Consider the following 20,539-nt stretch of genomic DNA (forward strand, 5'->3'; position numbering starts at 1 on the left):
CTCAGCACCCCTGAGCCCGGTGAAGTCCGCCTTGAAGACCACACTTTGATCATGTGATGGATACTGGCCCTCTCGGAGAGTTGGGAGCGCTCCCGAAAGCGCTCCTGTTATGACCGAAAGGGCATCCCTTGTCCAAATTTCGCACGCGGTTATCGGCGGTGTTATCGGGCTCGGCGCTCGTACTCACCGCCGTTGTCGTGCCGCCCCACCAGGCGGCGTCCGCGGCCACTGAGCCCGCTGAGACCCAGCCGGCACGTGTCACCCTCACCCTCATCACCGGCGACGTCGTCGAGTACGCGCCGTCGCAGGGCGGCGTCCCCTCCGTGGCCATCAAGCCGGCGCCCAGGCCCGACGGCGCCGGCGTCACGTTCGCCACGCTGCCCAGCAGGGACGGCGGCTATCTCGTGCTGCCCTCCGACGCGGCTTCCATGGTCGCCGCGGGGACTCTGGACGAGGAGCTGTTCGACGTCGAGACGCTGGCACAGGACCAGCGCGCCGAGGCGATCCCGCTGCTCGTCACCTACCAGGGCGACCCGGTCCCGTCCGCGCTCGCGAGTGCGGCCCGGGCCCTGCCGGCCGGCGAGAACGTGCGGGTGCTCGACAGCGTCAACGGCGCCGCGATCACGGTACGCGCCGAGCAGGCGGACGACTTCTGGGCCGGACTCCGTACCGGCGACAAGCTGAGCGGCGGCGGGATCGCCAAGATCTGGCTGGACCGCAAGACGAAGGCGTCGCTCGACAAGAGCGTGCCGCTCATCGGCGCGCCGGCCGGATGGGAGCGCGGGTTCGACGGCAAGGGGGTCAAGGTCGCCGTTCTCGACACCGGGATCGACGCGAATCACCCGGACTTCGCCGGACGCGTCATCGCCACCGAGAACTTCTCCGACTCCGCCGGCATCGCCGACAAGGTGGGGCACGGCACACATGTCGCCTCGACGATCGCGGGCGCGGGCTCGACGTACAAGGGCGTGGCACCCGCCGCGTCGCTGCTGGTCGGCAAGGTGCTCGCGGACAACGGCCGGGGTGACTGGTCGTGGGCCATCGCCGGCATGGAGTGGGCCGCCGGGCAGGGCGCCGACGTGGTGAACATGAGCCTGGGCTCCTGCTGCGGCAACGGCACCGATCCGATGAGCCGGGCGCTGAACGAGCTCACCAAGAAGTACGGGACGCTGTTCGTGACGGCGGCGGGCAACGAGTCGGACCCGCTCACGGTGAGCGTGCCCGCGGCCGCCGACGAGGCGCTGGCCGTGGGCGCGGTGGACAAGGAGACGGGCACGACGCTGGCTGGCTTCTCCAGCAAGGGCCCGCGGCTGGACGACGCCGCGGTCAAGCCGAACATCGTCGCCCCCGGCGTGGACATCGTCGCCGCCCGCTCGGCCGGCTCCTCGCTGCCCGGCATTCCCGGCGACGACAAGTACACGGCGTTCAGCGGCACCTCCATGGCGACCCCGCACGTGGCGGGAGCGGCGGCGATCCTGGCCCAGCAGCACCCCGGCTGGCAGGCCGGTGAGCTCCGTGACGCGCTGACCTCGACGGCGCAGCGCAACGACGGGCACAACTGGTTCGAACAGGGCAGCGGCCGGGTGGACGTGGCCCGCGCGGTCACCCAGAGCGTGTTCGCCAGCTCCGTGGTCGACTTCCGGCTCCTCGGCAAGCCCGCCACGAGGCAGGTCACATACCGGAACACCGGCACGCAGCCGGTCACGCTGGCTCTCTCGCTCGTCACGCGCGGCTGGAGCGGCAAGCCCGCCCCGGACAACGCGATCAAGCTGGGCGCGCAGAGCGTCACCGTGCCCGCGAACGGCACCGCCGCCGTCTCCCTCACCGTCGATCCCGCTGCCGGCCCGATCGGCTCCTACGGCGGCTGGGTGACGGCGAGCTCCGGTGACGTGCGACTGGTGACGCCGTTCAGCTATTACACCGGTCCCGCCACGCACCGGCTCGGGGTGTCGCTGGTCAACTCGTACGGGACCAAGGAGTTCTTCCCCGGTTACCAGGCCGAGCCGATCGTGTACGCGGTTCCGCTCAAGCGGGCGAACAGCCCTGAAGACCCGTTCAACCCGTACGGGTACTACTTCCTGCACACCGACTATTCGGGCAACGGCGAGTTCTACCTGCCCGCCGGTGACTACGAGGTGATCGGGGTCGCCAACGAGAGCCGGATCAGCAACCGGACGAGCTGGGTGATCGAGACGGTCCGGCTCGACGGGGACGAGACGGTCACTCTGGACGCGCGCAAGACGGCGCCGGTCAGGCCGGACACGCCGAAGGCGCTGGACGGGAACGGGAGCGCGTACTACGTGCGCACTTTCACCGACCGCGCCAAACCGGTCTCGCTGTGGGGCGGGGTGCTGGGCGGGCAACAGTTGTTCGTCACGCCGGTGTCCTCGGTGAAGGCGGGCAGGATGCGGCTGTCACACCAATGGAACCTTGAGCCTCCGGTGCTCGCCTCGGCCACCGCGGGCTCTCTGGCCTTGCATCCTGCGTACGACATGGAGGCGATGCGTCGGCTGACATCCACCACGACTTATCCCATTATTTCGGTCGGAAGGGGGAGACCTGAGGATTTTTCGGGTGTTGAGGTCTCCGGGAAGGTCGTCCTGGTCGGGATCCCGGTCGAGGGCGGCTACGTCAACGCGGGCGTCCAGATGGACGACGCCGGCCGTGAGGCTTCCATGCGCGGTGCGGCGGGCGTCATCGGCTTCCTCGACGTGGACGGCGGGCGGGCGCGGGTGCCACTGGGCCCGTCCCTGCGGCTGGGGCTGAGCGCCGCCGAGGGGCGTTCTCTGCGGTCCGCGCTGGCCGCGGGGCCGGTGTCGCTGCGGCTGGAGCCGTACACCGGGCCGGACTCGGTCTACCACCTCCGTTTCGACTGGCGCGGGCGGGTGCCTTCGCGGCCCGCGCGAGTCGGCATGAAGGACCTGGTACGGATCAATGCCGCGTACCATGCCGACACACCGGACACCAGCGGCTGGGAGTACGGCGAGTCGACGACCGGCGAGGAGCCGGGGCGCCTGACGTACGGCGGGTCGTTGCCGATGCCGGTCACCCGCACCGAGTACTTCGGGCCCGTCTCCGACGACGTGGTGTGGTCGCGCACGATCACGAACTCCGGGCTGATCCTGCACTCCGACGACCGGTTCACAAGGGACGACCGGCGGATTTCCGAGCAGTGGTTCAAGGCGCCGCTGGTCCCCGGGGCCGCCGACGTGCCCTCGGGGTACCCGGTGCCGGTGCCGTGCGCGTCGTGCCGGGACTCGGATCGTTTCGTGCCCTTCGAGCAGTGGCTGGACTCCGATCCCCGGCATTACACCGACCTGAGCCATGTCACGTCGAAGCCGCGGCTGTTCGCAGAGGGTCAGGAAGTGGCCGCGCAAGGGTGGCGGCCTCGGTACTTCACGGTGCCCGGGACTGCTGGAGCGTACCGGGCGGAGGCCGTGGACACTCCCGGGCGTTCCCTGTCCCGGACGGTGACGACGACCGCGCAGTTCACCTCCTCCCCGCCGCCCTCCTCCGGGGCGCCTCGGGGGTATTCGTGCTCGTTCGGGGCGGGGTGCGCGCTCCAGCCCACCATCCAGCTCAGGTACGACCTGCCCCTCGACCTGCTGAACCGGGCGCCGGCCGGGGAGTCGTTCGCGTTCGACCTGCGGGCGGGGGCGCACTCGGCGGTCCGGCGGGCGCCTGTCGTGGATCGGGTGCGGGTGGAGTACTCGGTCGATGACGGGACGACCTGGCAGGCCGCGGCTCGCGTCAAGAAGCGGGGCGACGGGCGGTTCCGGGTCGAGGTGGCGCATCCTGCGCTGGCACAGACCAGCGGGTTCGTGTCGCTGCGGGTCACGGCGTCGGACACGACGGGCGGCTCGACCACCCAGACCATCGACAGGGCTTATGCCCTGAGATAGCCGCGGGGGCGGCCGAGGAGTTCGTGCTCCTTGGCCGCCATCGCCTTCGAGCGGAGACTCCTGACCACCACCACCCTTGAGTGGGGACCCCTGACCACCACCACCCTTGAGTGGGGACTTCTGACCACCACCGCCTTCGGGCGCAGACGCCCAGCCACCACCACCCTCGAGCGCAGACCCCCGGCCCCCGCCTTTCCTCCGCGCGGCCGCGGGGAGGCCCGCAACCCGGTGTGACGGTGCGCCCGGTGTGACGGTGCGCTCGATGTGACGGTGCGCTCGATGTGCCCGGCGTGGACGTGACCCGGAACGTTGTCCACAGGCAGAGTCGGCCACCGCCCCTCCATCCCCAGAACCCCATTCCAACCCTCCACGTCCCCACCCCGCCAGGCATCCTCGTTCCCGCATCGCCCGATCCACCCATCCACCCACGCAGAAGGGAACCGCAGGATGCCCGGAGGCCCGCCCACACTCGGATTCAGCCTGATCATCTACGCCACGGTCGGCCTGGTGACACTGATCGCGCTCAAGCTGGGGAGGCGCAGGTGATCCAGAAGACCCTTACCGTCATCGTTCCTGCACACAACGAGGAAGACGGACTCCCCGCCACGCTCCGCTCCATCCAGGCCCAGTCGATCCCACCCGAAAAGATCATCGTGGTGGACGACGGCTCCACCGACCGCACCGGCGAGGTGGCCACGGCGCATGGTGTAACGGTCCTGCGCCCACCCCGCAACCTCGGCAGCAAGGCCAAGGCCCAGAACCACGCGCTCCCCCACTGCGACACGGACCTGGTCCTGGCCGTCGACGCCGACACAGTGCTGGCCCCCGACTACATCGAGCGCATCAAGCCCGTCTTCGACGACCCCGCCGTGGACGTGGCCGCCGGCAACGTGCAAACCCGCTTCGCCCGCACTCCATGGGAGCGTGGCAGATCGACCGAATACCTCTTCGGCTTCCACTGGCACCGCCCGATCCAGCAACTCGCCAACAGCCCCATGGTCTGCTCGGGCTGCTGCTCGGTGTTCCGGCGCACGACCCTGACCGCGTTCGGCGGCTTCCCCGAACGCACGATCGTCGAAGACATGGACTTCACCTGGAGCCGGCAGCTCGAAGGCCGCAAGGCGGTCTACGTACCCGACGCCATGGCCTGGGCCGCCGACCCCGAAACCCTCACCTACCTCCGCAAGCAGGTGTGGCGCTGGATGGCGGGCTTCATGCAGAACGTCCGCCTCCACCTCCCCCGCCTGCTCACCCGCAAGCCCATGCTGGCGACGTGGATCATCGTGGCCCTGCTGGAGATCCTCCTGGCCCCGTTGTGGTGGGCCGGCCCGCTGATCCTCACACTGGGCATGCACGCGCCGGTGACCGGCACGCTGGCGTGGTGGGCGGGCGGCGAGCTGCTCCTGACCGTCCCCGCCCTCCTGTACGCGGCCAGACGCCGCCGCCTACCTGTCCACCAGGTGCTCTTCAACCTCCCGTTCGTCTACCTGAACAAGGTGGTCAACCTGTACTACGCCTGGAAAGCCCTGGTGATCGAGCTCATCATGGTCCCGCTACACCTGTCACGTGGCCTGCTCGTCTATGAAAAGGGCCGCTAGCCGCATTCCTCGACCCACATCAGGGAAAGCGAACCCCACCCCCGCCCGCTCACACCCCACAAAGAGCGGCCACCAGGCCCAACTCGCCTTCAGCGCACCTACACCGAGCCAAACACTCCAAGAGGCGGAGGCGGAAAGGAAGGGCCACTCACAGGTCGCGATAGGCGGACCAGATCTCCGACCAGGGACGACGACGACCTTCGCATACCCACACCGTATGCGTGCCGCCGACTTTCCCAGCGGCGACGGCCAGTTGGCGGAGCGACGTGAAGTACGGACGAAGGGAAGCAGGATCTTGACCGACGAAGAGCACGGGCCCGGAGCGTTCCGGCGGCGGGCCGAAGTAGGCCCATCCCAGGTTCCCGCTGAAGACGGGCGGCAGTCCGCGTTCCTGCCCGAAGAAGTCAAGCGCACTCGCCTCCCAATACGTCTGGGCGACCAGCACGGCATCGCGACGCTGATCAGGCGGAAGAGACCGGTAGGAGGCAGCCACGGTGTCGGCAAGCTCCGACCACCCGTGACTGCCGACCGCGACAGGATCGATGGAGGTCGCCTGCCAGCTCGCCGGGATGATGGGCAGCGCGGTCAGGGCGAAGGCGACGGACAGGGTGTACACCGGCCAGGTGGGCACCCACCGCCACCACCGCCGCGGTCCGTGCCGCCGCAGCTCCACCGCCGCCACCGCCCACAGCAGCGGAAACAGCCCGGCCACATAGTACGGACGCCCGCCCGTGACGACGAAGACCGCCGCCACCAGCAGGCACGTCCACCCGAGAAAGCGATAATCCCGCAGCTCAGCCGACTTGAGCAGCCGGGACGGGCCCCGCCCGGGGCGAAGGCCAGCCGAGGGCTCGTGACGGCGAGCGCGATTTCCACCCCGCCGAGGTTCTGCGGCGTGACGGAGGTCGCACCGAGGTCCCCGGACGCACGGGAGATCCCGCCGACGTCCTGCGGCGTGACGGCGGTCGCGCCGACCTCCCCGGACGCACGGGAGATCCCGCCGACGTCCTCATATGCACGGGACGTCCCGCCGACGTCCCCGGACGTGACAGGCGTCCCATCAACGTCCCCGGACGTCCCCGTGATGTGCCCCGTTGCCGGTGAGGGACCGCCGGTGGTCTCCGGCCCGGTGGACGGCTCGCCCCTCCCGGGTGTCCCGGTCGCGGCGGGATTCGGCGCCCCAGGCGCGGGTGCGAAGTCGACGTCGTCGAAGAGGCGCCAGGGCTGCTCCGACGGCGACCACGTACGGCTGGCGATGCCGCCCGCCTCCGTCGACCCGAACACCTCCACGATCCCTACCTGCTCCGCCCCGGCCGCCGACACCAGCTGCCCCGCCGTCGCGGGCAGGAGCGCCGTGCTGTGCAGCACGACCAGGCCCTCGACCGCGCTCACCCACGGCAGCGCGCGCAGCAGGATCGAGAACGTCCACGGCACCGCCACCACCGCCCACCGGTCGAACGGCTCCGAAGGCAGCGCGCCGAAGTACCGGGGCCGGTACCAGACAGGCAGTCGCAGCAGCGCGGGCACCAGGACGCCGGCCAGCGCTCCGTACACGTGCTTGGGCGGCGCGAACGACAGGACGGCCTCGGGGCGGTCCTTCTCCAGCAGGCCGGCCAGGAGCCCGGCCTCGGCCCACATCTGCTCCCTGGTACGCCGCCAGGTCCGGCTCGCCCCCGTGCTCCCCGACGTGCCGAGGTCCACGGTGGCGGGCACCAGCGCTTCGACGTCGCCATCGAACCGGTCCCAGCGGACCAGCCACTGCTCTTCGGTGATGCGCGGCGCGGCGAATCGACCGGAGCAGCTCAGATGGCGACAACTCGGTATATGTCACGAAATCAGCTCCAGGAGATCCTGAACGGTCTTGACCCCTGCCAGTGCCTCTTCCGAGATGTCCACGCCGATCGTCTCTTCGAGCGTGAAGACGACGGCGACCATCGCCAGCGAATCGAGCCCGAGATCCTCGATGAATGACCGCTCCGGCCGAACCTCGCCGGCCGCGACGCCAGCCACTTTTTCGACGACTTCGGACAAGAGTGAAAGGCGTTCCAGTTCCGCGGTGGACATGGCTGCTGTTCCTCCGGCCGGTTACCACCACGCGCATGTCCGCCTCTTTTCTGCGAATTCAGCGACGGCGTAGAGGGTAACCCGGTCACATTCCGATATGCAGTTTTTCGGCCACCAGGGCGGGCGCGGGCAGCGCCGCCATTTCGGCGGCCAGTTCCGCCGCGCGTTTCCGGAAAACGGGCTCCGACAGCAGCCGTCGGGCGTGCGCGGCGACCATGTCAGGCGCGTCTTCCTCCGGAGTGAGACCCAGCGCGGCGCCCGAAGAGGCGAGGGTCTCGGCGGTGACGAACTGGTCGGTCGCCTGCGGAACGATGAGCTGCGGCACCCCGGACACCAGGGCGGCCATGGCGGTGCCCGAGCCGCCGTGGTGGATCACCAGGTCGCAGTGGGGCAGCGCGAGGTTGAGCGTCACCCAGCCGGCGTGCAGCACGTGCTCGGGCCACGGACGCAGGCTCGCCGCCAGCCCCTCGTCCAGCCCGAGCACCAGCTCGAAGCCCGCCTCGGTCAGGCTCTCCACCAGCTTGGTGACGAGTTTGCGGGGGTCGACGTGGGCGCGGTCGAGCAGCAGGCTCCCGAACGTGACCAGCGCCCTCGGCCTGCCCTGGCCCTTGCGGTGCCACTGCTGCAGCCGCGCCGGGCCGTTGTACGGGACGTAGCGCATCGCGATGGCCGCGGGGTCTTCGGTGAGGCTCGGCGGGCAGGGGTGGATGGTGGCGCTCGGGGCCGGCAGCGCCGCTCCCGCGGTGGCACCGCCGAGAGCGGTTCGGGCGGCGGCCGCGTAGGCGGGCAGGCCGGGAAGGGCCCAGCTGTGCTCGATCCAGGGAATGTCGCGCTCGTACGCCGCCAGGCGGCCCGCGTACTCGCACGGCTCGCTGATGACCAGGTCCGGCCGGAAGTCGTCGGCCAGCTCCCCCATCCCCGCCGAGATACGGGCCGAAAGGGCGCCCCAGGCCCGGCCGCTCTCCTCGATGGCCGTCGCCAGCTGCTCGCCCGCGCCTTCCACCGCGCTGGCCTTGGCGTACTCGTCGGGGCCTATGCCCGCGTCGATGAGCCCGACGGGGAGTCCGGTGGTGGTGACGGTGCTGCTGAACCTCTCGGTAGGGCAGGCGACCAGGACGTCGTCGCCCCGGCTCCGCAGTGCCCACGCCAGGGGGACCATCGGGAAGAGGTGCCCGACCAGGGGCACGGAGGTGAACAAGACGCGCATGGTTCCGCATCCTCTCAGCGGGATGGTGGTATCGGGCGAAGGCCACGCTCAGGCGGGGAGGGCGGAGAGGGTGGGGCCGAACAACGTGGGGTCGTTGGCCAGGATGGCCCACTGTAAGCGGCGCATCGCCGGCCCGGGTTCCACCCCCGCCGCCTCGATCAGCCACAGTCGCGCCCTGGCGTACGCCTCCAGCGCCTCCACCTGCCGGCCCGACCGGAACAGCCCCAGCATGAGCTGCTCCCAGAACCGCTCATGGAACGGGTAATCATGCACCACCCGCGAGGCCACCTCCACCACCTTCCCGTTCTGCCCGATGGCCAGCCACAGGTCCACGGCCCGCTCGATGGCCCCCGTGAAGCGCTCCTCCAGCCAGGCCGTCTCCGTCAGCAGCAGCGGCCCGCCCGACACGTCGTCCAGCGGCTTCCCCCGCCACAGCCCCAGCGCCTGCTCGTAGCGGTCGGCGGCACACGCCAGCCGCCCCCGCTCCACCAGCCCTTCGGCCTCCTGCGTCACCGAATCGAAGTCGTGCAGGTCGAGCCGCCCGCCCTCGATCGACAGCCGGTAGCCGCCCCGTACCGTCTCCAGCGCGCCCCGAGCCCGGGCAGGGCCCGGTCGAGGCGCATGCGCAGTGTGTACGCGTACGTACGCAAGTTCGCGGCGGCCGACAGCGGGGCCTCCGGCCAGACGGAGCGGCTGAGCCGATCGAGGGTCACCGTCTGCATCGACCAGAGCAGGAGAGATGCGAGAAATGTGCGCATTTTTGCACTTCCGAGCGCTATGTGCTTCCCGTCCACAATGACCTCAAGTGGCCCGAGAATCCGGAATTCGATCCCGACCGGAGCCGACAATGCCGGGCTCGACGTCATCACAGCCCCCTAGCACGTTTGTTACGAGAAGGTCGACTTCCCTTCATATGGTGATAGCGGGAGGCTGCGGGATGGTTGCCATTATGCTGACATCCTCAGCATGATGGTGGAGGCCGATGCACTTCCACGTTCTTGGGCCGTTAGAGGTCGAGTGCGACGGACGTGCGCTCCGATTCAGCCGGAGCCGCGAGCGCTGCCTGATCGTGGCCATCCTGCTCGAGCCGGGCATGAGCGTCTCCCTCGACCGGCTGACCGCGCTGTTGTGGGAGGACGAGCCGCCGGAGACCGCCAGACGCACCGTGCAGAGCCACGTGGCCCGGGTACGCGCGGTCCTGCGCGCGGCCGGAGCTCATGAGCACGGCGTGGACCTGGTCTCCACGGGCCGCGGCTACGCGTTCAAGCTGCCCCCCGACACCGTCGACGTGCAGCGGTTCCGCACCCTGCTGGCCAAGGCCGGCGCGACGGGCGACCGATGGAGCGGATGGCGCTGCTGAGGGAGGGGCTCGACCTGTGGCGGGGCCGCACGTTCGCGCGCCCGCACGCGGGCCTGGACGAGAACCACGAGGACGCCGTCGCCCGCCAGGCGCGGGAGCGGTGGGCGCTGGAGCGGCTCGCGGGCGTGGACGGGGTGCCTGCCCGGATCGATTTCGAACTGGCATTCGATATCACGGACGCGAAGTGGCGCCCCGGCTTGCGCGCCACCGGCTTCGGGCACCCGGCAAGCGCGGCCTCGACGCGCCGTCGAGCAGTTCACGCCGTGGGGCGGGGCGAGCTTCGCCTTCGGCGCGGCGGGCGTGCTGTGGGCACTCTCGGTGACCGGCCACGGGCGCTTTCCCGAGCACGAGCGCTGGCTGCTCGACGCGGTACGGCGCAGCCGCGCCGAGCGTCCCGGCTTCTACGACGGCATGGCAGGCGTGGCCTACGTGCTCGACCACCTGGGCCACACCGCCGAGGCCGCCGAACTGACCGGCCGGCTGCTCGACCGGGCGGCCGAGCCGTGGGCGATGTCGCTCTTCTCCGGTTTGTCCGGCATCGGCGCCACGCTGCTGCACTTCGGCCACCTCGAGGAGGCGCAGGCCGTCGCCGGCCGCCTGGCCGTCGCGGTCGAGCGGGGCGAACCGCAGGCGGGGAAGAGCGACGTGGAAGCCGGGCTCATGCGCGGCTGGTCCGGCGTGGCGCTGTTCCTCATCCGCCTGCACGAGCGCACCGGCGATCCGGCCTGGCTGGACCTGGCCGTCCGTGCCCTCCACCACGACCTCGACCACTGCGTCGTCACCGGCGACGGCGCGCTGATGGTCGAGGAGAAGGGCGTGCGCACCCTGCCGTACCTCGACGTCGGCAGCGGCGGCATCGCGCTCGTGATCGACGAGCTGCTCGCCTGCCGCGAGGACGAGCGGTGCGCGGACAGCCTGCCCGCGCTCCTGATCGGCCCGTCCAGGCGCTTCGCCATCCAGGCGGACCTCTTCCGCGGCCAGGCCAGCAAGATCGCCACCCTGGCCCGCCTGACCCACCGGGTGGATCGCCGCCAGACGCTCGAGAGCCACCTGCGCGACCTGTCCTGGCACGCCATCCCCTACCGGGGCGAGCTGGCCTTCCCCGGCAGCCTCGGCTTCCGGCTCTCCATGGACCTGGCCACCGGGGGCGCGGGCGTCCTGCTGGCCATGTCCACCGCCGCCGGCGGCCCGTTCCTGCCGTTCTTCTCCCGGGCGGCCTGATGTCCGTCACCACCAGGAAGGCTCCGCGCCGCCCGGCCACCCGTTACGGCCTGGCCTACGACCTCCGCACGATCAGGACCGTCTTCAGGCGCGAGGCGATCAGGTTCGCCAACGACCAGAAACGCGCCATGTCCGTCCTGCTGCAGTCGGTGCTCTGGCTGTTCGTCATGGGGGCGGGCCTCAGCGCGCTGACGCCGACGGTGACGGACACGGTGGACATGCGCACCTTCCTGTTCCCCGGCGTGATCGCCATGTCGGTGATCCAGACCTCGATGTCCTCCGCCGCCTCGGTGGTCTGGGACCGGGAGTTCGGCTTCCTGCGCGAGATGCTCGTCGCCCCCGTACGCCGCGGGTCGATCGTGATCGGCAAGGTCCTGGGCGGCGCCGTGCTGGCCACCGCCGAGGGAGTCGTGCTGCTGGCCATGGCGGGGCTGGTCGGGGTGCCTTACCACCCGCTTCTCCTGCTCGCCCTGCTGGGCGGGATGTTCCTGGCGGCGTTCCTGGTGACGGCGTTCGGGGTGATGGTGGCGGCCAGGATCGGCGGCATGGAGTCGTTCCTCGGTGTCATGCAACTGGCGATCATGCCGCTGATGTTCATGTCGGGGGCGCTGTTCCCGGTGGCGCGCCTTCCCGGGTGGCTGGCGGCGCTGACCACGGTCAACCCGCTGACGTATGCGGTGGACCCGCTGCGCAGGGCGGTGTTCGCCTTCGTGGACGCTCCCCCTGACCTGGCGGCGCTGTACAACCCCGGCATCTCGTGGGCGGGCTGGGCCGTTCCCGTGTGGGTGGAGCTGCTGCTGGTCGGGGGCGCGGCGACGGTGTTCCTCTGGCTGGCCGTCGTGCAGTTCAACCGCGTGGACTAGAGAACGGCTCGGGGCCGCGTACCCGGCTGCTGTCCATCTCGGGTCCTCCCGTTCGTCGTGTGGGTGTCACAGCACATCACGGAGCGCCCTCAGCGCGCGCTCAACGGGAGGGCTCGTCATGCCTGATCTGCTCGCCGCCACCTACGCTCTGCGTCCGCGCAACGAACTGGCCCGCTCCGCACTGCCCGGCGCCCCGGTCACGCCCGTCAAGCGGCGGTGGACCAGAACGCTCCGGCTGCCTTTCGCCCGCGCGCGCGTCCGGCGTACAGTCGCGTCGGTCAGCCCGGTCAGGTAGGAGGAACCGTGCGGTACGTCATGTTCGTCTGCGACAACGAATCCGTCGGGGTGTCCGAGGATGACGCCGACCCCGCCTCCTGGGTGCGGGAGATGGACGGCTGTGGAGTACGGCTGCAGGGTGCGCGCCTGCGGCCGGGCAGCGATGCCACGACCGTCCGGGTGCGTGACGGTGAGGTGCTGCTGTCCGACGGGCCGTTCGCCGAGACGAAGGAGCAGATCGGCGGCTTCGACCTGATCGAGTGCGACAACCTCGACGAGGCCATCGAGGTCGCGTCCAGGCATCCGTCCGCCAGGTTCGGCTGGGTCGAGGTGCGGCCGCTTTGGGAGGACTGACCGCCGAGGTCGAGGCGGCGGTCGCCGAGGCGTTCCGCCAGGAATGGGGGCGCGTCGTCGCGACCCTGATCCGGGTGACGGGCGACTGGGATCTGGCCGAGGAGTGCGCGCAGGAGGCCTTCGCGCTGGCGCTGGAGCGCTGGCCGCGCGACGGCCTCCCGCGCCGCCCCGGCGCCTGGCTCACCACGGCGGCGCGCAACCGCGCGGTGGACCGGTTGCGCCGCCGGTCGACGGAGGCGGCCAAGCTGCGGGAGGTGGCCACGATGGCCGCCGATGACGACACCTTCGGCTCCGGCGACGACAGTGGCGTCCCCGACGACCGGCTACGGTTGATCTTCACCTGCTGCCACCCGGCGCTGCCGCTGGAGGCCCGGGTGGCGCTGACGCTGCGCACCCTGACCGGCATGACGACCGCCGAGATCGCCCGGGCCTTCCTGGTCACCGAGGCGACGATGGCCAAGCGCCTGGTCCGGGCCAAGAGCAAGATCAGCAATGCGCGCATTCCGTACCGGGTGCCGCCCGCTCATCTGTTGCCGGAGCGGACCGGCTCGGTGCTCGCCGTGCTGTACCTGCTGTTCAACGAGGGCTATTCCGCCAGTGCGGGCGCCGACCTGGCGCGGTGGGACCTGTGCGCCGAGGCCATCCGTCTCGCCCGCCTGCTCACGCGGCTGATGCCGGCCGAGCCCGAGGCGTACGGCCTGCTCGCGCTCATGTTGCTCCACCACGCCCGCCGCGCGACCCGTGTCGACGCGGCCGGCGATCTGGTGACCCTGGAGCGCCAGGACCGTACCCGGTGGGACCGCGGCGAGATCGACGAGGGCGTCGCCGTCCTGGAGACGGCCCTTCGACATGACCGGCCCGGGCCCTACCGGCTGCAGGCCGCCGTCGCCGCCTGCCACGCGACCGCCGCCGACGCTGCCGACACCGACTGGGCGCAGATCGCCGAACTCTACGGACAACTGGTACAGGTCGTACCGTCCCCGGTGGTGAAGCTGAATCAGGCGGTCGCGGTGGCGATGGCCGACGGCCCCGCAGCCGGACTCGAGCTGGTGGAAGACCTGCACGCCGCGGGCGAGCTGAACGGCTACCACCTGCTCCCCGCCACCCGCGCCGACCTGCTCCGCCGCCTCAACCGCCGCGCCGAGGCCGCCGCCGCCTACCGCGAGGCGCTCGACCTGGCCCGTACCGAGGCCGAGCAGCGCTACTTGGCCGGCCGGCTCGCCGAGATCACCACCGGCGGCGAAAGCTGATCATTCTCTGGTCCCGGGGAGGAACGGATCGCCGTCGCGGCGGCGGTTCAAGCGCTCTTGCAGGCTCGTGACCAAGGCGAACGCCGCCAGACCGTTGAGGTAGGCCAGAGCGAACATGGCGACGAACATGGCGGCCTCGGCCCAGTCGATGCTCTGGAACTCGGTGAGCGCCAACCAGACAGCAGCGCCAAGGCCGATGAGGGCGAAGGGCTGGAGCGGCAGGATCAGCACGGCGACGAGGATGCGGTGGCGGCCGAGGAAGCTCCGGACCCGACGCAGCGCCATGAGCGCAAACCACATCAGCCCGACGATAAGCACCAACACCAACGACAAAACGCTCATCAGTGGCTCCTGAGGTTTCCACGTCGCTCGTCGCCTGATGAGGGCCGGCGCGGTCGCGTGAATCGCAGCCCGACGGTCACGGCGGTGACGACTACGAGCAGTGCCGTGAAGGGCCAGAAGACAGGTGTGCCCTGTGCGCCCGACTCGTCGGGACCAGTGCTGGCGAGCAGTGTGATCAGTGTCGCGACCCCCACGACGAACTGGGTGAAGCTGGCGGCTATGAAGGGCCGGGGGCGGTCCAGGCGTTGATCTCGTGGAGGCGTGGCAGGCACCACACCGGAGCGGCCTAAGCCGGCCGATTCACCGGTGAGGTGGCGCAGTACGTCAGCAGCGGTCGGGCGGTGCTCCGGCTGCTTGGCCAGACACGCGTCGAGGACGCCGGCGAGCTCTCGCGGAACCCCGGACAGATCAGGCCTCTCACTGAAGATGGCGTGCATCACGGCCGCGGGTGTGTCACCGCGGAAAGCGCGCCTCCCTGTCGCGGCGAGCACCATGGTGGCGGCCCAAGCGAAGACATCCGAGGCAGCGCTGGCGGGAACGCCGTTCAGCTGCTCCGGCGCCATGTAGGCCGGAGTGCCTATCAGTCCGGAACGGGTGGTGGACTGCTCAGCCATGCGCGCGATGCCGAAATCGATCACGACCGGGCCTTCCGGACCGAGGAGCACGTTGCCGGGCTTGAAATCGCGGTGCACGATGCCCGCGCGATGAATCGCGGAGAGCGCGGTCAGCGTCGTGACGGCCAGCCGGTCCAGGCTGCTCCCGCTGCGCGGCCCCTCGGTGCCGACCAGCGTCTCAAGCGAGACGCCTGACACGTATTCACTGACGATGTAGGCCCGGCCGTCGAGGACGCCGGCGTCCAGCACCCTGGCCGTGCAGAAGGGCGCCACTCGCTGCGCCAGCTCGGCTTCGCGCAGGAACCGGCGGCGTGACTGCTCGTCCAGGACCATGCCCGGATGAAGGACCTTGACGGCGACTCGTGCCCCTTGGGGAGCCTCGGCCAAGTAGACCTTGCCCTGACCGCCCTCGCCCAGCACCCGGATGAGCCGGTAGCGGCCCAACCACTCAGGCTCTGACAATGCGGATCACCCCGACAGCAAGAGCCGTGTCCGAGTAAACACCTGGGTGGAGCTATGGGGATTCGAACCCCAGACCTCCTCCATGCCATGGAGGCGCGCTACCAACTGCGCTATAGCCCCTGGTCACCGCTCCGAGTCCACCCGTTGCGGCGCTCCGAGAGCATATAGCCATCCGCACCGATTCGCCTAATCGCGCCCGTCCCCCCGCCAAGAGCGCGCGGCACCGGTCGTACGGCCCCCGAGCCGTACGAGCTTATGCCTCGGCGTCCGGCCGGTCGTCGCTGTGGACGGGCTCCGGCAGGGTCCCAGCGTTGTGCTCCAGCAGCCGCCACCCCTTGCGGCCCTCCTGCAGCACGGACCAGGAGCAGTTGCCCAGACCGCCCAGCGCCGGCCACAACGGCTCGGGCAGCCCGAGGAGCTCGCAGATCCCGAGCCGGAGCGCGGCCCCGTGGGAGGCCACGACCAGCAGCCCGTCGCCGTCGAGCTTGGCCGCCCAGCGCCGCATGGCGGCGGCCACTCTGGTGGCCACGTCGGTGACGGGCTCGCCGCCCGGCGCCTCCCAGGCCGCGTACTCCTCGGGCCAGCGCGCGGCGATCTCCTCGCGCGTCAGCCCTTCCCATTGACCGCCGCCACGCTCGCGGAGGTCCTTGTCCACCGCCACGTCGAGCCCCACGACCCGCCCGAGCGCCAGCGCGGTGTCGTTGGCGCGCTGCAGGTCGGAGGAGACGATCAGGGTGGGCCGCAGCGAGGCGAGCAGCGACGCGGCCCGCGCGGCCTGCGCCACGCCGGTCTCGTCGAGGGGGATGTCGGAATGCCCCTGGAATCGCTGCTCGACATTCCACAGGGTCTGCCCGTGCCGCAGACAGACGATCCGCTTACTCATGCGGTGTCCTCACGGGCGAACTCGGAAGCGAGATGAGAGATGCCAGTCCGGTCACGCGCGCGCCCGCTGGAGGTTGGCCTGCATGACGCTCTCCGGCAGCGAGATGGCCGGGCAGTCCTTCCAGAGGCGCTCGAGCGCGTAGAACGTACGGTCTTCCTCGTGCTGGACGTGCACGACGATGTCGATGAAGTCGAGCAGCACCCAGCGGCCCTCGCGCTCGCCCTCCCGGCGCACGGGCTTGACGTCTGCCTCGGTACGCAGCCGCTCCTCGATCTCGTCGACGATGGCGCGGACCTGACGGTCGTTGGTGGCGGAGCAGAGCAGGAAGGCGTCGGTGATGACGAGCTGATCGCTCACGTCGTATGCGAGGATGTCATCGGCCAGCTTGTCGGCCGCGGCCTCCGCGGCGATGCGCACGAGCTGGACGGATCTGTCAGATGCGGTCACGATGCGGGTCTGTCCTCCTGTGTCGGCAGCATGCCCTTATGTTGAGGGTACCCTTCCAGGCCGAAAGCCCTCACCTACGGCACGAGAGCTTCATCCCCCGCCGTGATACAGCCCCCGCTTGTTGATGTACTGGACGATGCCGTCGGGCACCAAGTACCAAATCGGCTCTCCCTTAGCCACGCGTTGCCGGCACTCGGACGACGAGATGGCCAGCGCGGGAATTTCCAGCAAAGTCACCCGGCCCGCCGGCACCCCGGGATCGTGCAGCGTGTGGCCCGGGCGGGTGCAGCCCACGAAGTGGGCCAGCTCGAACAGCTCGTCCGCGTTCTGCCAGCCCAGGATGGCGCCGAGGGCGTCGGCGCCGGTGATGAAGTACAGGTCAACCTCAGGACCGTAAATTTCCGAAATATCGCGCAAAGTGTCGATGGTGAAGGTCGGCCCGGGCCGATCCACGTCCACCCGGCTCACCGAGAAGCGCGGATTGGACGCGGTCGCGATGACCGTCATGAGATAGCGGTCCTCCGCCGCCGACACTTCGCGCTCCGACTTCTGGTACGGCCGCCCGGTCGGCACGAAGACGACTTCATCCAAGTCGAAATGGTGAGCCACCTCGCTGGCGGCGACCAGGTGGCCGTGGTGGATGGGGTCAAAGGTCCCACCCATCACGCCAACTCGCCGCTTCCCCTGCACACCAGGAGCATTCATCATGAAACGGACCTTACGCGGACGTCATACCACAACATGATGGCACCCCCCTTGGTGATGACCGCGCACCACTTCCGTTGCGGACGTAGCATGCCGGGCATGACGACCACCCCGGACCGCAACCGCGTCCAACTGCCCGGCATCTCGTCCCGAGCCTACGAACACCCCGCAGACCGGTCCGCCCTGGTCGCTCTGCGTAAGTTGAGTGGGTTCGACACGGTTCTCAAGCAGATGTCCGGCCTCATCAGCGAGCGCCGGTTGCGCCTGATGTACCTGGCGTCGGCTGTGCGCGTGAGCGAGACGCAGTTCCGCTCCATCTACGACATGGGCCGCGACGCCGCCTACACGCTCGACCTGCACCGGATCCCCGAGATCTACATCCAGCAGGATCCGCAGGTCCAGGCGAAGGCCATCGGCTTCGACGACCCGTTCATCGTCGTGACCACCGGTCTGCTCAACCTCATGAACGAGGAGGAGCAGCGCTTCGTCATCGGCCACGAGACCTCGCACATCCTGTCGGGGCACGCGGTCTACCGGACGATGCTCGACATCCTGACCCGCCTCGCCACCCGCGTCGCCTGGATCCCGCTCGGCTACATCGGCCTGCGCGCGATCGTCGCGGGCCTGGAGGAGTGGTACCGCAAGTCGGAGCTGTCCTCCGACCGTGGCGGCCTGCTCGTCGGCCAGGACCCCGAGGCGGCCAAGAGGGCGCTGATGAAGCTCGCCGGCGGCGACTACACCCACGAGATGAACATCGAGGCGTTCCTGGAGCAGTACCAGGAATACGACACCGCGGGCGACCTTCGCGACGGCTTCCTCAAGGTGCTCAACCTGCTCGGCACCACCCACCCGTTCGCGGTGGTGCGCGTGGCCGAGCTGGACAAGTGGCAGCGCAGCGGCGACTACGACCGCATCCTGGGCGGGGACTACCCGCGCAGGGAGGACGATCCCAACGCACGAGTGACCGACGAGATCAAGGCGGCGGCCGAGTCCTACCGCGCGTCCTGGTCGCAGTCGCAGGACCCGTTCATCGGCGTGCTGCGCGACGTGGCCGAGGGCGCCGTGAACGCGGGCGAGCGCATCTTCAACCGCTTCTCGCGCCGCGACGGCGGCCAGGGCTGACCTGCCGCACCGCCGTTCGCGGCCGATCAGCTTGATCGGCCGCGAAGACCCGCCGCAAAGACTCGCCGTGGCGAGGCGACGGGTCAGACCTGGTGGCCCGCCATGATCGGCGGCGGGTCAGAGCAGCAGGGCGATGGCGCGCACGGCGGCCGCGCACAGGGCGACGAACCCGCCCAGCACGGCCAGTGCGCGCAACCCTTCCCTGCGCAGATCGGGCAGCCGATGCCCGATCCGCTCGATCTCGCGCCCGGCGAAACCGCCGCACAGCATCCCGAACACCACGCCCGCCACCGTCACGGGCCCTACCTGCTGCCACCAGTCGGTGGCGATCACTCCTCCGCCGGTCACCCAGAGCGCGCCACCCGCGGCCAGCGCGACGGGCACACCCGGCCACACGGCGGCGGTCGCGGCGGATCCCACCACGGCGAACGGGAAGAGCAGCACGCGCAGCGTCACCCGCGTACGCCGTGAGCTGCGGTTCCTGACCATCCAGTGGCTCATCCAGAGCGTCCGGGTCAGCACCACGAACACCGTGGTGATGGCGATGGAGGCGATCGGCCAGATCACCGAGGTGACCACGCACGGCACGGCCAGCACGGCGAGCAGCAGCAGCGCGCCGTTGCCCGCGGGCAGCGTGGTGGCCGACTCGGCCCTGAGGCCGGTCTTGCCGCGCACCTGCGGCCTGCTCCTGACGGCCGCCGCCGTGCGCTGGCGTGCCGCGGGCATCTTGGAGCGCGTGACAGCGGCCTTCCCGTCCGTGCTCGCCCGGCCGCGCGGCGGCGGCACCTCGGCCCGGCTCCGGACCGCCGCGCCCTTCCCATCGCTTCCGGTACGGCCCCGGGCCGCGGCCCCGTCCGCCCCGGTACGGCTCCGCGCCCCGGCGGTCTTCCCGTCCGTGCCCGAGGTGCGAGCCGCCGCGCCCTTCCCGTCGGTGTTCGACCGGGAACGCGGCGCGGGAACCTTGCTGTCCGTGTTCGCCCTGCTCCGCGCGGACTTGCTCTCCTCGGTGACGGCACGGCCCGCCTTGCCCTCATCGGGTGCGGGCTCGGGATCGGCCGCGCTGGTGGCCCCGCTGGTGGCTCTGGCCAGCCGCGACAGCCGGTCGGCCAGCAACGCCGCCGTGGGCCGCTTGCCGGGCTCCCGGTTGAGCGCGGCGCGTACGAGCGGCAGCAGCTCCACGGGCACACCCTTGAGGTCGGCCTGCCCGTTCAGCACCGCGTACATCTGCGCCTCGGCCGTCCCCCGCCCGAACGTCGGCCGCCCCGTCGCCGCGAACGCCACCGTCGCCGCCCAGGCGTGCACGTCGGCGGGCGAGTCGACCTGCTCGTCGGCGAAGATCTCCGGCGCGGTGTAGCCGGGCGTGCCAAGGAAGGTCCCCGTCATGGTGAGCCGGGTCGCGTCGAGCACCTGCGCGATGCCGAAGTCGATGAGCACCGGCCCTTGGGTGCCCATGATGATGTTGCCCGGCTTGAGGTCGCGGTGCACGACCCCGGCCGCGTGGATGATCGCGAGGGCCGCGGCGATGCCCTGCGCCAGGTCCACGAGCTGGGAGACGTCGAGCGGCCCGCTCTGGCGTACGCGGTCGAGCAGCGTGACGCCCTCGATGTGCTCCATGACCAGGTAGGGGCGGGCGCAGTTGAGGTCGGCGTCGAGCACCTTGGCCACGTACGGGCTCTCGACCCTGCGCAGCGCTCGGACCTCCCGCTCCAGCCTGATGCGGGAGGTCTCATCTTCTGCCAGGTCGTGGAGGACCTTCAGCGCGACGCGCTCGCCGCGGCGAGTATGGGCGAGGTAGACCTCACCCATGCCGCCCCGGCCGAGCCGTTCGACCAGGGTGTACGGCCCGACCTTGCCGAGCTTAGTCACCGT

At 70.4% G+C, this 20,539-nt stretch carries 22 protein-coding genes and 1 tRNA gene; 10 read left to right on the forward strand and 13 right to left on the reverse strand.

Annotation, left to right across the window (positions count from 1 at the left end):
• Positions 1 to 128: 128 nt before the first annotated feature.
• From ABN273_RS27375 to ABN273_RS27385, 3 genes are all read left to right on the forward strand, one after another.
• Positions 129 to 3,902 carry a S8 family peptidase gene (locus ABN273_RS27375; protein ID WP_349451889.1) on the forward strand — a complete coding sequence of 1,258 codons (3,774 nt, stop codon included), beginning with the start codon at positions 129 to 131 and terminating at the stop codon, positions 3,900 to 3,902.
• A gap of 30 nt (positions 3,903 to 3,932) precedes the next feature.
• The gene (locus ABN273_RS27380) at positions 3,933 to 4,136 is read left to right on the forward strand and encodes a hypothetical protein (RefSeq protein ID WP_349451890.1); all 204 of its coding nucleotides are present in this window, start codon (positions 3,933 to 3,935) and stop codon (positions 4,134 to 4,136) included.
• A 308-nt stretch (positions 4,137 to 4,444) separates the two neighbouring features.
• Positions 4,445 to 5,500, forward strand: coding sequence for a glycosyltransferase family 2 protein (locus tag ABN273_RS27385; RefSeq protein WP_349451891.1), 1,056 nt, complete (start codon positions 4,445 to 4,447; stop codon positions 5,498 to 5,500).
• A 148-nt stretch (positions 5,501 to 5,648) separates the two neighbouring features.
• Here the strand turns inward: ABN273_RS27385 and ABN273_RS27390 are convergent, their stop codons facing one another.
• The 6 genes from ABN273_RS27390 to ABN273_RS27415 form a co-directional block, all read right to left on the reverse strand.
• Positions 5,649 to 6,131, reverse strand: coding sequence for a hypothetical protein (locus tag ABN273_RS27390; protein WP_349451892.1), 483 nt, complete (start codon positions 6,129 to 6,131; stop codon positions 5,649 to 5,651).
• A complete protein-coding gene (locus tag ABN273_RS27395; RefSeq protein WP_349451893.1) occupies positions 6,086 to 7,213 on the reverse strand; it encodes a class I adenylate-forming enzyme family protein in 1,128 nt (375 codons plus the stop codon). Before ABN273_RS27395 ends, ABN273_RS27390 begins: the two co-directional genes overlap by 46 nt.
• Positions 7,214 to 7,327: 114 nt before the next feature.
• Entirely contained in the window at positions 7,328 to 7,564 is a 237-nt protein-coding gene (locus ABN273_RS27400; RefSeq protein WP_349451894.1) for an acyl carrier protein, read from the reverse strand.
• Between the two features lie 85 nt (positions 7,565 to 7,649).
• A complete protein-coding gene (locus ABN273_RS27405) occupies positions 7,650 to 8,771 on the reverse strand; it encodes a glycosyltransferase (protein WP_349451895.1) in 1,122 nt (373 codons plus the stop codon).
• Between the two features lie 48 nt (positions 8,772 to 8,819).
• Entirely contained in the window at positions 8,820 to 9,284 is a 465-nt protein-coding gene (locus ABN273_RS27410) for an AfsR/SARP family transcriptional regulator (RefSeq protein WP_349451896.1), read from the reverse strand.
• A complete protein-coding gene (locus ABN273_RS27415; RefSeq protein WP_349451897.1) occupies positions 9,281 to 9,529 on the reverse strand; it encodes an AfsR/SARP family transcriptional regulator in 249 nt (82 codons plus the stop codon). Before ABN273_RS27415 ends, ABN273_RS27410 begins: the two co-directional genes overlap by 4 nt.
• Before the next feature lie 224 nt (positions 9,530 to 9,753).
• On the opposite strand from ABN273_RS27415, the gene ABN273_RS27420 reads away from it, so the two are divergent.
• The 6 genes from ABN273_RS27420 to ABN273_RS27445 all read left to right on the forward strand — a co-directional run bounded on the left by ABN273_RS27420 (position 9,754) and on the right by ABN273_RS27445 (position 14,095).
• Positions 9,754 to 10,131 carry an AfsR/SARP family transcriptional regulator gene (locus tag ABN273_RS27420; RefSeq protein ID WP_349451898.1) on the forward strand — a complete coding sequence of 126 codons (378 nt, stop codon included), beginning with the start codon at positions 9,754 to 9,756 and terminating at the stop codon, positions 10,129 to 10,131.
• 300 nt (positions 10,132 to 10,431) lie between these two features.
• Positions 10,432 to 11,352: a hypothetical protein gene (locus ABN273_RS27425; RefSeq protein WP_349451899.1), complete on the forward strand. Its 921-nt coding sequence runs from the start codon at positions 10,432 to 10,434 to the stop codon at positions 11,350 to 11,352.
• Positions 11,352 to 12,215, forward strand: coding sequence for an ABC transporter permease (locus ABN273_RS27430; protein ID WP_349451900.1), 864 nt, complete (start codon positions 11,352 to 11,354; stop codon positions 12,213 to 12,215). Before ABN273_RS27425 ends, ABN273_RS27430 begins: the two co-directional genes overlap by 1 nt.
• Before the next feature lie 118 nt (positions 12,216 to 12,333).
• Positions 12,334 to 12,510, forward strand: coding sequence for a hypothetical protein (locus tag ABN273_RS27435; protein ID WP_349451901.1), 177 nt, complete (start codon positions 12,334 to 12,336; stop codon positions 12,508 to 12,510).
• 8 nt (positions 12,511 to 12,518) lie between these two features.
• Positions 12,519 to 12,845, forward strand: coding sequence for a YciI family protein (locus ABN273_RS27440; RefSeq protein ID WP_349451902.1), 327 nt, complete (start codon positions 12,519 to 12,521; stop codon positions 12,843 to 12,845).
• Positions 12,833 to 14,095 carry an RNA polymerase sigma factor gene (locus tag ABN273_RS27445; RefSeq protein ID WP_349451903.1) on the forward strand — a complete coding sequence of 421 codons (1,263 nt, stop codon included), beginning with the start codon at positions 12,833 to 12,835 and terminating at the stop codon, positions 14,093 to 14,095. The genes ABN273_RS27440 and ABN273_RS27445 overlap by 13 nt, the downstream gene beginning before the upstream one ends.
• On the opposite strand, the gene ABN273_RS27450 is transcribed toward ABN273_RS27445, so the two are convergent.
• From ABN273_RS27450 to nadD, 6 genes are all read right to left on the reverse strand, one after another.
• Positions 14,096 to 14,437, reverse strand: a complete 342-nt coding sequence (locus ABN273_RS27450; RefSeq protein WP_349451904.1) for a hypothetical protein — start codon at positions 14,435 to 14,437, stop codon at positions 14,096 to 14,098.
• Positions 14,437 to 15,513, reverse strand: a complete 1,077-nt coding sequence (locus ABN273_RS27455; RefSeq protein WP_349451905.1) for a serine/threonine-protein kinase — start codon at positions 15,511 to 15,513, stop codon at positions 14,437 to 14,439. Before ABN273_RS27455 ends, ABN273_RS27450 begins: the two co-directional genes overlap by 1 nt.
• Positions 15,514 to 15,560: 47 nt before the next feature.
• Positions 15,561 to 15,633: transfer RNA gene (locus ABN273_RS27460), tRNA-Ala, on the reverse strand.
• A gap of 133 nt (positions 15,634 to 15,766) precedes the next feature.
• Complete coding sequence (locus ABN273_RS27465; RefSeq protein WP_349451906.1) at positions 15,767 to 16,396, reverse strand: histidine phosphatase family protein; 630 nt, start codon at positions 16,394 to 16,396, stop codon at positions 15,767 to 15,769.
• A 51-nt stretch (positions 16,397 to 16,447) separates the two neighbouring features.
• On the reverse strand, positions 16,448 to 16,843 hold the full coding sequence (gene rsfS / locus ABN273_RS27470) for a ribosome silencing factor (protein WP_349451907.1): 396 nt from the start codon (positions 16,841 to 16,843) through the stop codon (positions 16,448 to 16,450).
• A gap of 90 nt (positions 16,844 to 16,933) precedes the next feature.
• Positions 16,934 to 17,551: a nicotinate-nucleotide adenylyltransferase gene (nadD, locus tag ABN273_RS27475; RefSeq protein ID WP_349451908.1), complete on the reverse strand. Its 618-nt coding sequence runs from the start codon at positions 17,549 to 17,551 to the stop codon at positions 16,934 to 16,936.
• A gap of 87 nt (positions 17,552 to 17,638) precedes the next feature.
• Between nadD and ABN273_RS27480 the strand changes: the two genes are divergently transcribed.
• Positions 17,639 to 18,670: a M48 family metallopeptidase gene (locus tag ABN273_RS27480; RefSeq protein ID WP_502911142.1), complete on the forward strand. Its 1,032-nt coding sequence runs from the start codon at positions 17,639 to 17,641 to the stop codon at positions 18,668 to 18,670.
• Between the two features lie 117 nt (positions 18,671 to 18,787).
• Here the strand turns inward: ABN273_RS27480 and ABN273_RS27485 are convergent, their stop codons facing one another.
• On the reverse strand, positions 18,788 to 20,536 hold the full coding sequence (locus ABN273_RS27485) for a serine/threonine-protein kinase (protein WP_349451910.1): 1,749 nt from the start codon (positions 20,534 to 20,536) through the stop codon (positions 18,788 to 18,790).
• Positions 20,537 to 20,539 lie beyond the last annotated feature (3 nt).

This window comes from Nonomuraea sp. B19D2 (assembly GCF_040137845.1).
In the GTDB taxonomy this organism is placed as follows: domain Bacteria; phylum Actinomycetota; class Actinomycetes; order Streptosporangiales; family Streptosporangiaceae; genus Nonomuraea.